General features: G+C 57.0%; 16 protein-coding genes. 12 read left to right on the forward strand and 4 right to left on the reverse strand.

What is annotated here, in order from left to right; translation table 11 throughout:
- Nucleotides 1-50 precede the first annotated feature (50 nt).
- The 3 genes from J3R84_RS24365 to J3R84_RS24375 form a co-directional block, all read right to left on the reverse strand.
- On the reverse strand, nucleotides 51-239 hold the full coding sequence (locus J3R84_RS24365) for a hypothetical protein (protein ID WP_225906393.1): 189 nt from the start codon (nucleotides 237-239) through the stop codon (nucleotides 51-53).
- 640 nt (nucleotides 240-879) lie between these two features.
- Complete coding sequence (locus tag J3R84_RS24370; protein WP_057206315.1) at nucleotides 880-1,113, reverse strand: Y4oE-related protein; 234 nt, start codon at nucleotides 1,111-1,113, stop codon at nucleotides 880-882.
- 2 nt (nucleotides 1,114-1,115) lie between these two features.
- Entirely contained in the window at nucleotides 1,116-1,331 is a 216-nt protein-coding gene (locus J3R84_RS24375) for a hypothetical protein (RefSeq protein WP_156408000.1), read from the reverse strand.
- A 149-nt stretch (nucleotides 1,332-1,480) separates the two neighbouring features.
- Here J3R84_RS24375 and J3R84_RS24380 point away from each other — a divergent pair, with 149 nt between their 5' ends.
- The 3 genes from J3R84_RS24380 (at nucleotide 1,481) to J3R84_RS24390 (ending at nucleotide 4,028) form a co-directional block, all read left to right on the forward strand.
- Entirely contained in the window at nucleotides 1,481-2,209 is a 729-nt protein-coding gene (locus J3R84_RS24380; protein ID WP_203528753.1) for a response regulator transcription factor, read from the forward strand.
- A 177-nt stretch (nucleotides 2,210-2,386) separates the two neighbouring features.
- Nucleotides 2,387-3,670 carry an 8-amino-7-oxononanoate synthase family protein gene (locus J3R84_RS24385; RefSeq protein ID WP_203528752.1) on the forward strand — a complete coding sequence of 428 codons (1,284 nt, stop codon included), beginning with the start codon at nucleotides 2,387-2,389 and terminating at the stop codon, nucleotides 3,668-3,670.
- The gene (locus tag J3R84_RS24390; RefSeq protein WP_203528751.1) at nucleotides 3,651-4,028 is read left to right on the forward strand and encodes a hypothetical protein; all 378 of its coding nucleotides are present in this window, start codon (nucleotides 3,651-3,653) and stop codon (nucleotides 4,026-4,028) included. The genes J3R84_RS24385 and J3R84_RS24390 overlap by 20 nt, the downstream gene beginning before the upstream one ends.
- Nucleotides 4,029-4,130: 102 nt before the next feature.
- Here J3R84_RS24390 and J3R84_RS24395 read toward each other — a convergent pair whose 3' ends face one another.
- Complete coding sequence (locus J3R84_RS24395; RefSeq protein ID WP_057206320.1) at nucleotides 4,131-4,484, reverse strand: MarR family transcriptional regulator; 354 nt, start codon at nucleotides 4,482-4,484, stop codon at nucleotides 4,131-4,133.
- Between the two features lie 98 nt (nucleotides 4,485-4,582).
- Here J3R84_RS24395 and J3R84_RS39095 point away from each other — a divergent pair, with 98 nt between their 5' ends.
- From J3R84_RS39095 to J3R84_RS24435, 9 genes are all read left to right on the forward strand, one after another.
- The gene (locus J3R84_RS39095) at nucleotides 4,583-5,092 is read left to right on the forward strand and encodes a hypothetical protein (RefSeq protein ID WP_373688549.1); all 510 of its coding nucleotides are present in this window, start codon (nucleotides 4,583-4,585) and stop codon (nucleotides 5,090-5,092) included.
- Nucleotides 5,058-5,786, forward strand: a complete 729-nt coding sequence (locus J3R84_RS24400; RefSeq protein WP_203528750.1) for a lysozyme family protein — start codon at nucleotides 5,058-5,060, stop codon at nucleotides 5,784-5,786. The genes J3R84_RS39095 and J3R84_RS24400 overlap by 35 nt, the downstream gene beginning before the upstream one ends.
- A gap of 11 nt (nucleotides 5,787-5,797) precedes the next feature.
- Nucleotides 5,798-6,094 (forward strand): TrbC/VirB2 family protein, encoded by a 297-nt coding sequence (locus J3R84_RS24405; protein ID WP_057206323.1) that lies wholly within the window; start codon nucleotides 5,798-5,800, stop codon nucleotides 6,092-6,094.
- A gap of 5 nt (nucleotides 6,095-6,099) precedes the next feature.
- Complete coding sequence (locus J3R84_RS24410) at nucleotides 6,100-6,417, forward strand: VirB3 family type IV secretion system protein (protein ID WP_203528749.1); 318 nt, start codon at nucleotides 6,100-6,102, stop codon at nucleotides 6,415-6,417.
- A 3-nt stretch (nucleotides 6,418-6,420) separates the two neighbouring features.
- Nucleotides 6,421-8,787, forward strand: a complete 2,367-nt coding sequence (locus J3R84_RS24415; protein WP_203528748.1) for a VirB4 family type IV secretion/conjugal transfer ATPase — start codon at nucleotides 6,421-6,423, stop codon at nucleotides 8,785-8,787.
- Nucleotides 8,787-9,479, forward strand: a complete 693-nt coding sequence (gene virB5, locus J3R84_RS24420) for a P-type DNA transfer protein VirB5 (RefSeq protein ID WP_113569011.1) — start codon at nucleotides 8,787-8,789, stop codon at nucleotides 9,477-9,479. Before J3R84_RS24415 ends, virB5 begins: the two co-directional genes overlap by 1 nt.
- Before the next feature lie 142 nt (nucleotides 9,480-9,621).
- On the forward strand, nucleotides 9,622-10,554 hold the full coding sequence (locus tag J3R84_RS24425) for a TrbL/VirB6 family protein (protein WP_113569013.1): 933 nt from the start codon (nucleotides 9,622-9,624) through the stop codon (nucleotides 10,552-10,554).
- Between the two features lie 77 nt (nucleotides 10,555-10,631).
- Entirely contained in the window at nucleotides 10,632-10,883 is a 252-nt protein-coding gene (locus tag J3R84_RS24430; RefSeq protein WP_113569015.1) for a hypothetical protein, read from the forward strand.
- Nucleotides 10,880-11,551 (forward strand): VirB8 family type IV secretion system protein, encoded by a 672-nt coding sequence (locus J3R84_RS24435; RefSeq protein ID WP_113569017.1) that lies wholly within the window; start codon nucleotides 10,880-10,882, stop codon nucleotides 11,549-11,551. The genes J3R84_RS24430 and J3R84_RS24435 overlap by 4 nt, the downstream gene beginning before the upstream one ends.

An 11,551-nucleotide genomic window follows, 5' to 3' on the forward strand; every position in this document is an offset into this window, starting at 1 on the left:
TCAGGGCAGACTAAACCTCGATAAATACTGCTTCCTGCTTCGACATCTGCTCAGGTCCGCCATTTCGGCGCGCGCTTTGCGTTGTGTAGCAACTCGCGGGCAGTAGCAAAGTGACCGAATAAGTACCTAAGCCTCTTCTCCTCCTCGTAGCAGAGGCGGTGTTTTTTGCAGAAATCGGTCACTGACCAGACTTTCGTTGCTGCCTCAGCAGCAAGTTTCTCGGTTTCTATACGCTCCATGTCGACCTCCCGGCGATTTGCCTTCGGCCATCCTACTAAAGTCTAATGTATAAACTAAGACATAGCCACTTTGGGCTATCCCAGTTGTGGCGGCGCGCCTCCTCTCGCAAAACGGCGATTGAGCGGCCGCTCTCCTGTTTACAGGATCGAGCGGCCGCCTTTGTTATTGCGCCGGTGTTGTCGTCGACGGCTGGGTGGTTGACGGTTGGGTAGTCGATGGCTCCGTCGACGGCGTCGTTGTCGATGGCTCGGTAGTGGACGGAGTTGTTGATGGTGCGGTCGTAGTCGGCTCCGTAGTGGATGGAGTCGTGGTGGACGGAGTAGTTGTAGACGGCGCTGTTGACGGTTCCGTAGTGGTTGCCGGCGGAGTTGCCGTTTCTGTCGCGGTGTCGTTCGTCCCTGGCATTAGGAACATCACCGCCAAGATGATGATCACAACAGCGACGACTAGGCCAATTACGGTATTCCGGTTCATGCAGACCCCTCCTAAGTGTGGCTTTCACTTAGGTACATGGAGCGCAGCTTGGGGTTTTCAATGTGGGAAGCCAATGCACGACAAGCTTGGGCGGCATTGGTCTAATAGCGGTGAAGGCAAAGGCTCTGCCTCCCTTCACCTTCCAGCAAACACTTTCCACTCACACTAAGTCGTCTTGCGATCTTTCAGCGTTGAAAATACTCCAAACCAGAATTTGTAGTCATCACTACGCGCCTCAGTCCAGGCGTCCAGTGCGCAATAAGCGGCGGCTGTCGCGGCCTGCGGTCCATAAAGATCGATTGCGGCGGTGACCGCCTCCTCGGCTCTGAAATTTTTCCAGATGCCGTCCTTACCGGCCGTATCGCTGATGCCGGACGATTTAACGAGAATTTTGGACAAGCTCAATCTCCCTGCTGTCCGGCAGGTGATGTTGATGTTGCCGGACGTTGGAACTCCGTATCCGTGAGCCACAGAAGCCGCTTGGCGGTTCTTATCGTGTCGTCCCTGGCAACATTATTCGACAACGAACGCTTGTCCTCGTCGACTATCGATAGCCCTAAGATAGCGGCAAAGCTCAGGCTTTGGCAATCTTTTGTTGCATCAATGATTGCGAACATTATTGCAAAATCCAAACATATAGCGAAATGCACAGTACAATTTGAGGGGTGCAGCGAGTTGGTGGGTTCTGATAGTAAGTTAGTTTGTGACATCAAAATCATGAGGTAACGATGAAACGCCAGCGAAGAACAGCCGCGGAGGCTGCGCAATGAAACCTCTGATCCTTATCTGCCCGCGCAACGTGGACATCTACCTCCTGCTCACGCACATCCTGAACGTCGATGGCTTCCGAACCGTGCTGGCCAGTGAAGAAGAGGTCGTCGAGAAAGCAGCGGCGATGAAGCCGGAGGTGATTATCCTGGATACAGGCACAGACGCGGCATCGACTTTAAGGACAGCCGCGGCGATCAGATCCAACGAGATCACTGCCGCAATCCCAACGATCGCCCTCGTTGCAGCCGGCGAGGAGCGGCATTATCTGGATCTATTGAAGGCCGGCGTAGATGAAAACTTCGTTCGGCCCGTGTTGCCCATTAGGCTATTGAATTATCTTCATTCTCTTTCAAAACTCGCTGCACGGCCGGCGGCAACAGAACCGCCGTTGACGAACACGCTGGCGGATACATTGGCGTTTGGAGGATTGAAAATTCGGGTGGGGCGGCGGCTGGTGATATATGAAGGGCGCGAGGTGCAACTCGGACCAATCGAGTTCAAGTTGTTGAGCCGGCTTCTCGAGGCTCCCGGCAACGTCTTCTCCCGCCAACAATTGATCGAGGTCGCCTGGCCGCCAAACCTCTATGTTCAGTCGCGCACCGTCGATGTGCACATCGGCCACCTGCGTCGTTCGCTGCGACGCCTGACCGGCGGCAATCTCATCCGCACAGTCAGGGCGTCAGGCTACGTCGTGGAACTTAAGCCGTCTATAGGAGAAGGTTGATTCAGTAATACTGAATGTCTTGAATTTAGTATCTTATAATTCAGTAAAATGTGAGTTATTGTTTAAGCTCCTGTTTTTGTATTTTGCAGAAGATTCAAAAATATTTGCACAATGCTTCGTTGAATAGGATCGTTACAACAGCCAGTCTCCACTCAATTCATGTTCTGGAGGCACGAAATGTCGATAAACACTAAAACCGGTCCGAACGGCGCAAGTAGGAGCCTTCGCCGGAATACCGATAGTCTCATCCGCCATTCGCGAAGCCACTTCGATGCTGCGCATTTCCATGGGCTCATGGCCCTCTATGCGCGCCCTTCAGTCGGTCGAGCTGTCGTTCTACCGCATGAAGGCGAGCGCCGTGTCGTTGATTTCGTGCGCTGCTCCTATCTAGGGCTCGATAATCATCCGAAGATTATCGATGGCGCAATCGAAGCGCTGATCAATTATGGAGCCTTGCATTGGTCTTGCGCGCGAACCCGCCTCAATTTCGCGATCATCGGCGAACTCGAGTTGGCCCTGTCAGAGTTGTTCGATGCGCACGTGATTGCGTTCAGCACTGTGCTGGCCGCAAACATGAGTGCACTTCCGTTGATCGCTTCCGGTCACCTGACAGGTGGCGCCAAGCCCGTGATGGTTTTTGACCGCCTCGCCCATGCGACGCTTGCCTATCACAAGGGAACGCTCGCTGGTGAAACCAAGGTCGAAACGATTGAGCACAATGACATCGAAGCGCTCGAGGCACTTTGTAAAAAAAATCCTGCAGTTGCCTACATTTGCGACGGCGTCTATTCCATGGGAGGTTGTGTCAAGCTCGAACAACTGCGCCAGTTGCAAGACCGTTACGGCTTGTTCCTCTATTTCGACGACGCCCACGGCATCTCCATCTTCGGAGGCAACGGCGAAGGCTTTGCCCGGTCACAGATTGACGGGTCGCTCGGTGACCGCACGATTATTGCAGCATCTCTGGGCAAGGGTTTTGGCGCCTCAGGCGGGTTGCTGATGCTCGGCAACGACCACCAGGAGCAGCTCTTTCGACGGTTCGGGGTTGCTCATGCATTTTCTGCATCTTTGAATGTAGCGGCGATCGGCGCTGCACTCGCATCCCAAGCCTTGCACCGCACGCCGGAACTCCAAAATCTGCAGCTTGAGCTGCAGTCACGCATTGCTCTGTTTGACTGCCTCGTTCCAACCCAGCAGCGCGGTTCCTCTCTGCCGATACGAACAGTCGAGATCGGTGACGAATTAAGAGCAATCGCGGCGGCGAGAACTTTGCTGAATAGAGGATTCTACACATCGGCAATTTTCTTTCCGACCGTTCAAAAAGGCCGCGCCGGATTGCGCATATGTCCGACAGCGGGACACAGCGAGGGCGATATCAAGGCAATCGGCGAAGCGATCGTTGCCGTCCTCGAAGAGTTCGAGCAAGCGGGGGTGGGCTCAAATGCTGACTTCCAACGCTAAATTCGGCTTACCCACGACCGCCAGTGAGCTGTGCATTGAGGTTCCAGGCGCCGCATATGTCGTCAGACGCCTGGCAGAACGTCCCGCACTTGGCCAACTGCTCCAGACGGACGACGGCGACCTCATTAAATTTGTCGCTGGCGGGAAGATCACAATGTGGGCGCGCGGCAAACGATTGTTTCTGTTTGTGGAGGCAAGTGACCTCCTCACGCGTATCGCGATCGAAGACGTTCTGGCCGTGGAGCTTAGTTCCATCCACCCGACGCTTCCGACCTTGCTGCTGTGGCATGCCGCCACGTTCGATCGCCTGCAATTTCCGCACCATCGTGAACAAGGGCGACCTTCAATTCCAGTGTAGCGACATGCGCGAAACATGGGCTTTCTCACGCCAGTGAGGCCGCCGCTTCCGCCTCAACCCAATGGAGTGAACCGGCTATGATCCCTAAAAGTCTATTGGCGCTCAAGGCGAGCTGGCCTGTTTCAGTCTTGCAAAGAGCGTATCCGATATCTCGAATTCGCGGGCCTTGCCCCGTCCGAGCGCGTTCTTCGCCCAGCCTTCCCTCAAAAGGCCGCGGGCAACCAGCTGGTCGATCGGCTCTGCCGCTCCGCCCCGCGTCAATCCTGTCTTTTCCGTGATGTTTGTCAGAGTCAGCGGGATGTTGGCCAGGTGCAAGGTATAAAGCAGGCTCAGCATTCCCAGCTGCTTGAGGCGAGCCTGCGGGGTCTCTCCCTCTACCGGATTGTCCATGATCTCGCTCATTGCGAGCGACGAAAACGTAATGCTCTGCCAGCGGGCGTCAAATGACGTTGGCATGGATTTAACTGTCATTTTTGTGACACGCAGGCGATCTGACAAATCGCTCCCCCATGGTCTCTCTAGTTGCTCCGCGAGGTTTTCGCATGGTTTTCAGCATCTCTAAGATCGTCCTATCCGGCTCTTTGTCGATTGCAATATATGCCGTGTACGAGACTAAATCCTATGCGGATAATTGGGCATGTGAAGTCCTTCTTTGCCTGTCGAACCCTGGCGGCCCAACCGAGTTCGCGGAATGCCGGCCGTCAATCCACAAGCTTTGGAAACATTTGGCGGAGGGGCGGTCCTTCCCCGTCTGTAGCGGTATCGGTTTTCGAGCGTCTCGTCCGGGGTATGAGCCCTATTACTGCGAAGCTGGGTATCGGCTGAGCCAGCGTAGTGGAGACCGCGGCCGCGAAGCGACATGCATTTCGTTGCGGCCGGTCCCAACAGGCAACGACAGTTGTACGAGGCGGTGGCTGGACGGGCGACAGGCGGGTCAATGGGAATGGGCACAAGGACGACGCGTATGCGTAGCGTACCGGCTGAAACCGCCGCATGTGCGCCAACACCCCCGCTTCGTCGACCTAACGATTGATGGGGTGGCGCCCCAACGTGTGTGGTTTTGATCCGATGCCCGTCCTATTCGTCGAATTGGCTGAGACCTGCGCACCGACGATCTCAAGCGAGATCCTCGCGGCTGTCGTCAGCATTGAAAGCGGCATTGCGCCGTTGGCGATCCGTATCAACAGTGATTATCCGCTCGGCGCTCCGCCGCGCGATATCGTCGAAGCCGCCGATATTGCGACCAGGCTCATTGCCGAGGGCCATAGCGTGGATCTCGGGCTCGGGGGCCTAAGCCCGTCTGACCTTGCGAGCATGGGAATGAGCATCGTCGATGGCTTTGACCCGTGCGAGAACCTCAAGGCCACGGCGCACCTTCTGACGCAATACCGGGTCGCTGCGGACCGCGCGGGGTTCGAAGGCACAGAGCTCGAAGCCGTCACGCTGCGCGCCTACTTCGGTCGGGGCGATGCAAAGATCGGTGAGATCGTCGGATACGACCGCCGTGTTCAAATAGAAGAGGAGCGGTTGAAGCCACGCCTGGCCGAGCTCGTACTGGAAGATGTCACGCAGCAGGCACGGTCGCCGCACCGAGCAATGGGTGGCGGCGACATTGACCCAATGCCGAATGAAGGCGTCCCGCCGGGCGGAGCCGTAAAGGCACAAGAGGTTCAGCCGTTGTCCCGCGGCGGTCAGGATGACTGGGATGTATTCGCTTCGAAAGCGGGCTCTTCGGTTGTCGTTTTTTCCAAACAATAAAGGAGTTTCGAATGGCCTTACGATCGCATCTAAAGCCTGTTGCGGCGTCGATATTGATCACCGCAGCGACGACCTTGGCGATGATGGAACCAGCCTTCGCCCAGGCCGCTGGCATTGAAAACGTGCTTCAGAACATTGTCGATATGCTGACCGGCAATATCGCGCGCCTGCTCGCGGTCATCGCCATCATAGTCATCTGCATCTCCTGGATGTTCGGTTACATGGATCTGCGCAAGGCAGGATTTTGGATCATCGGTATCGGCGGCATCTTCGGCGCCACTGAACTGGTCAACACGATCGTCGGATGATGCTCATGTCGCGCGCTGCTGCTGTTGAGGAAGACACGCTATTACTTGCTTGCACGCGTCCCATCATGGTTGCCGGGGTGACGATGGAGGCGATGGCGATCAACGTGATGCTGACGTTCATCGTCGCCGGCTCGATTGTCTATGCCCTGGTTGGCGTGGTTCTCCATCTCGCTTTCAAAGCACTCGTCAAGCACGACCATAATATGTTTCGCGTCCTCGTTGCCTGCATTGAAACGCGAGGCAGGGCGCGCAACGCGGTTCTGTGGGGAGGCTCGACTGTCACTCCCTTGCGCCTTGATCATGTTTTGGCCGGGAGGATCTAGACCTTGACTAGTCTTGCTAAGTTCAAAGCCCGCGAACTGGAACCGGAAACCTTTATTCCCTACGTCCGTCATATCGATGAGACCGTCATTGGCCTCGACTCTCGCGCTTTGATGTCGGTCATCGCCCTTGAAGGCATCGCTTTTGAAACAGCTGATCCCCTCGATATCAATGCGTTTCACCGCGATCTCAACACGCTTTATCGCAACATCGCCGATGAGCGGTTGGCGCTATGGGCACATGTCATCCGTCGGCGCGACAATGACTATCCGCACGGCATTTATGCCAATGCCTTCTCCGCCAGCCTCAATCAAAAATACCGCGACAGGATGGTTGGCGAGGATCTCTTTCGCAACGATCTCTATCTGACGCTGGTGTGGCATCCGGCCCGCCATCCTGCCCGCAAGATCGCATCGTTGCTGACCAGGCTAAAGACCGCACGGGCCACTGGCTTCGAACTTGATCGCCAGGCCCTCAAACATCTGGTCGACGTGACGACCGACGTCTCAGCCGGCTTGGCGCGCTTCGCGCCGCGCATTTTATCGATCTATGAGCACAACGGCATTGTCTTTTCTGAGCCGAGTGAGGTGCTCCATCAACTGGTCGGCGGCAGGCGAGAACCGATCCCGCTTACGCAAGGGCGCATTTCTTCAGCGATTTACTCCGACCGGGTCATCATTGGCCGGGAAACCGCCGAGATACGACATGAAGCCGCGAGCCGTTTCGCCGGCATGTTCGGGTTCAAGGAGTACCCGGCGCGCACCCGCACTGGCATGCTTGATGACCTGCTGACGGCACCGTTCGAGCTCATCCTCACTCAGTCATTCGCCTTTGTCAGCAAGGCCGACGCCAAGGTGATAATGGGGCGCAAGCAGAACCAGATGGTCAGCGCTGGCGACAGGGCAAGTTCACAACTGCACGAGCTTGCAGACGCCCTCGACGATCTGGAATCAAACCGGTTCGCCCTGGGCGAACATCATCTGACGCTCGCAGTCTTTGCGCCATCGGTGACGGAGCTCAATGACAATCTGGCAAAGTCGCGCGCGCACCTCACAAATGGGGGTGCAGTCGTTGCCCGTGAGGATCTCGGGCTCGAAGCAGCCTGGTGGGCGCAGCTTCCGGGCAATTTTCGCTATCGGGCCCGCTCTGGCGCAATCACGTCCAAAAATTTCGCCGCTCTTTCGCCGTTCCATTCCTATCCCCGCGGTCAGGAGCACGGTAACGAATGGGGCCCCGCCGTCGCTCTCCTGAAAACCGCGTCCGGATCGCCGTTCTATTTCAACTTCCACCATGGTGATCTCGGCAATACTTTCGTCTGCGGCCCGACAGGATCGGGCAAAACCGTCGTCGTCAATTTCATGCTCTCCCAGTTGCAGAAGCATGATCCGCATATTGTCTTCTTCGATAAGGACCGCGGCGCCGATCTGTTCGTGCGCGCCGCAGGCGGGATTTATCTGCCGCTGCGAAATGGTGTGCCAACCGGATGCGCACCTCTTAAGGGTCTTGAGCTCACGCCGCAGAACAAGGTCTTTCTGTCCCAATGGATCGCGAAGCTTGTCGGCTCGAAGGCGTGTGAGCTTTCCGTTACCGAAGTCCGCGATATTGCCGGCGCCATCGAGGGAATTGCTGACCTTTCGCGCGATGAGCGCACCATAGGGGCGCTGCGTGCTTTCCTTGACAACACCGATCCCGAGGGCATAGCGGCGCGCCTGCGTCGCTGGGAAAAAGGTGGGCCGCTTGGCTGGGTGTTCGACAATGAGGCCGACGACATAGGCATCGGCGCGAAGTTCCTCGGCTATGACATGACGCATTTTCTCGACAATGAGGAAATCCGCACGCCACTGATGGCCTATCTGTTTTATCGGGTCGAGCAGTTGATCGACGGTCGCCGGATCATCATCGTCGTCGACGAATTCTGGAAGGCGCTTGCCGACGAGGCCTTCCGCGATCTTGCCCAAAACAAGCTGAAGACGATCCGCAAGCAGAACGGATTGATGCTGTTTGCCACGCAAAGCCCACGCGACGCTATCGGTTCACCGATTGCACATACGATCATCGAACAATGCCCGACACAGCTATTCATGCCGAATGCGCGTGGAAGTCATGGCGATTATGTCGATGGTTTCAAGCTGACGGAGCGTGAGTTCGAACTGATATCGTGTGCACTCTCCAACGATGCGAGGCGGTTTATCGTCAAGCAGGGCCACAACAGTGTTGTCGCCGAACTCAATCTCGCAGGCTTCGACGATGAACTCGCCGTGTTGTCTGGGCGCACCGCCAATGTCGAACTGGGGGATCGTATCCGTGCGGACGTAGGAGACGATCCGTCCGCCTGGTTGCCGCTGTTCCAGCAAATGAGGAGTAAAAGCTGATGATCAGGAAGATGACAGCGATGATCGCTGCGGCCGCAGTGCTTTATGCAACAGGGACCTCAGCGCAGGGGATCCCGGTTGTCGATAACGCTGCAATCGCCAAACACATAGAGAGCATTGCCCAGTTGACCAAGCAACTGGATACGATGAAGGCGCAGCTTGATCAGGCGCAGCAGCTTTACGGCTCCCTGAACAAGCTGACCGATATGGCTGATATCGCAACCATCTTGAACGATCCGGCGATCCGCAACGCACTACCCGACGATTTCTCAGCCGTCCAAGGGCTGCTGAAGGGCTCAGGCGCCGGCGCCTTTGGCGATTCCGCCACGAGGTTCCTCGATGACAACAGCATCTATAAAACCAGCGCCAACGATTTCTACGCCTCAGAACTTGCTCGTATGCAGAACCGCAACGCCGGTCAGATGAGCCTCGGGCAGCAGATCTATGACGCGGCAACCAAGCGCATCGATGGCATCGACGAGTTGCGCAAACGGATTGCCGCGGCCGGAGACGCCAAGGACATAGCAGACCTTCAGGCCCGGCTGCTTGCCGAAACCGCCTTTCTCGAGACGGACACCCTGCGCATGCAGGCACTGCAGATGATCCAGCAAGCGCAGGTTCAGGTTGATCTGCAACGCCAGGCCGAAGACTGGCGCAAACGGATGGACGCAATGGGAGCCGCACTCAAATGACAACGTCGATGCCGACCCGTCTGCTGTTGCCCGCCGCCTGCTCGCACGGTGAGGTTCTCACCGACTTGAACCGCTTGGCCGAGGCGGTCCGTGGCAAGGCTCGGCTCGAGCGAACGAACAAGGCGTTTGGGGGCTAAGGCGGATGTACCAGGTCTTTGCTTTCCTCGACAATCAATTCAAGGCTCCACTTGAGAGTTTCATTTCTTCCGGAACATCCAACATCAGCACGTGGGTGGCGGGGCCGTTGACGGCGGCCCTCGTGCTCTATGTCGTCCTCTATGGCTATCTGGTTCTCAGAGGGTCCATCGAAACGCCTGTGCTGGAGTTTGCCTACCGCGCGATCAAGCTCGGCATTTTGGTGATGCTCGTGCGCGATGCTGCCGACTATCGGGCGTTTGTAACTGATCTATTCTTCACTAGTCTGCCGCAGGAAATCTCCACGGCGCTCAACACCGGCACCGTACCGAGTGCGTCGACATTTGATGCACTGCTCGACAAGGGGCAGGCGTCGGCCAACCAAATCTGGAACAGAAGCTCTTGGCCGCTCGACATCGCGACCGCATTCGGTGGCCTCTTGATGGTCGTCATCACATTCGTCGTCGCTGCAATCGGCTATATTGTCTCCCTCTATGCCCGCGTCGCACTCGCCATCATTCTGGCACTCGGTCCCATTTTCATTGCACTGGCGATGTTTCAGAGCACGCGGCGCTTCACCGAAGCCTGGATCGGCCAACTGGTTAATTTCGTTATCTTACAGATCCTGGTCGTTGCGGTCGGCTCGCTGCTGATCACAACGCTCGACACGTCGTTCACCACCGTCGAAGCCTACGAGGACGTCTTGATGCGGCCGATAGCGATCGGAGCCATTGGGATCGCAAGCCTCTATGTCTTTTATCAGCTCCCCGGTATCGCAGCATCCCTTGCTGCCGGTGGTGCGTCGCTGACCTATGGCTACTCTGCGGCACGCGATGCGCATGAGAGTACGCTCACCTCCGGAGCAGTCGCTGTCCAGCGCATCGCGCGACGCGGTATGGGCGCCGCCGTTCGCCGCTGGTCGGCACACGACACGTCGTGACCTGCCGATGCTCTTCCAGCAAGGTGCCTCAACGGCGCTGCGACCCCTTTACGGATGAACAAAGGATACCGGTCGATATGCCGCGAACTGTCTTCTGCCTCCTATTGTTGGCCCTGGTCAGCGGATGCCACACGATGACGTCTCATCTCCCGAAATGCGACGGATACGCCAAACGTCCGCTCAACCGTTCAATGTGGCAATGGGAGGGCGGCAAACAGCGTTCTGCAAAACCCCTCGGTTACCTGCGTGAACAGCCTGCCGCGGCCTTCGAGGAGTTTGACGAACGCGCGTCCTATCGCAAATGCGCCGAGGCGCTGGGGCGCCAATGATTACCCCGGATGGTTTGAAGGCGTATTTCGACAGGGCGCGCCGTTTCGATCAGGATCGCTTGATAAGCGTCGAACGCTCGGCACGAATTGCCTGGACTATTGCAATTGTTGCAAGCTTCGTTGCCTGCGCCGCCGTCTTTGCCGTCGCTGCGCTCGCGCCATTGAAGACGGCCGTGCCATTCGTCGTGCGTGTCGACAACTCGACCGGTATTGTCGACGTGGTATCGGCCCTGACCTCGGGGGCTGGAAGCTACGACGAAGCGGTGACGAAGTATTTTGCTGCGCGCTATGTCAGGGCGCGCGAAGGCTATGTTTGGTCGGAGGCCAAGGAGAATTTCGAGACCGTCTCACTCCTGTCGGCGCAACCCGAGCAGATGCGCTTTGCCACCCTTTACCGCGGCAGCAATCCCCACTCCCCACAAAATGTTTACGGGCGCGGTTCGACGGTGAAAGTCACGATCAAGTCGATCTCCCTGATCAACGCAAACGTCGTGTCGGTGCGCTTTCTCAGCACCATCACCCGGGCAGACGATGTGCGCACAACGCATTGGGTGGCGACGATCACTTATTCCTATGTCAACGCCCCGGTCTCCTCGACCGACCGGCTGGTCAATCCGCTTGGCTTCGTCGTCAGTGATTATCGGGCAGATCCGGAGGCGATCAATTGA

The sequence above is a fragment of the Ensifer canadensis genome (genome assembly GCF_017488845.2).
Classification (GTDB): Bacteria; Pseudomonadota; Alphaproteobacteria; order Rhizobiales; family Rhizobiaceae; genus Ensifer; species Ensifer canadensis.

Coding starts and splice junctions, on each gene's coding strand:
- J3R84_RS24385 (WP_203528752.1), top strand. CDS start 2,387: ATGTCGATAAACACTAAAACCGGTCCGAACGGCGCAAGTAGGAGCCTT.
- J3R84_RS24395 (WP_057206320.1), bottom strand. CDS start 4,484: ATGCCAACGTCATTTGACGCCCGCTGGCAGAGCATTACGTTTTCGTCG.
- J3R84_RS24410 (WP_203528749.1), top strand. CDS start 6,100: ATGTCGCGCGCTGCTGCTGTTGAGGAAGACACGCTATTACTTGCTTGC.
- J3R84_RS24430 (WP_113569015.1), top strand. CDS start 10,632: ATGCCGCGAACTGTCTTCTGCCTCCTATTGTTGGCCCTGGTCAGCGGA.
- J3R84_RS24375 (WP_156408000.1), bottom strand. CDS start 1,331: ATGTTCGCAATCATTGATGCAACAAAAGATTGCCAAAGCCTGAGCTTT.
- J3R84_RS24435 (WP_113569017.1), top strand. CDS start 10,880: ATGATTACCCCGGATGGTTTGAAGGCGTATTTCGACAGGGCGCGCCGT.
- J3R84_RS24425 (WP_113569013.1), top strand. CDS start 9,622: ATGTACCAGGTCTTTGCTTTCCTCGACAATCAATTCAAGGCTCCACTT.
- J3R84_RS24390 (WP_203528751.1), top strand. CDS start 3,651: ATGCTGACTTCCAACGCTAAATTCGGCTTACCCACGACCGCCAGTGAG.
- J3R84_RS24405 (WP_057206323.1), top strand. CDS start 5,798: ATGGCCTTACGATCGCATCTAAAGCCTGTTGCGGCGTCGATATTGATC.
- J3R84_RS24365 (WP_225906393.1), bottom strand. CDS start 239: ATGGAGCGTATAGAAACCGAGAAACTTGCTGCTGAGGCAGCAACGAAA.
- J3R84_RS24380 (WP_203528753.1), top strand. CDS start 1,481: ATGAAACCTCTGATCCTTATCTGCCCGCGCAACGTGGACATCTACCTC.
- virB5 (WP_113569011.1), top strand. CDS start 8,787: ATGATCAGGAAGATGACAGCGATGATCGCTGCGGCCGCAGTGCTTTAT.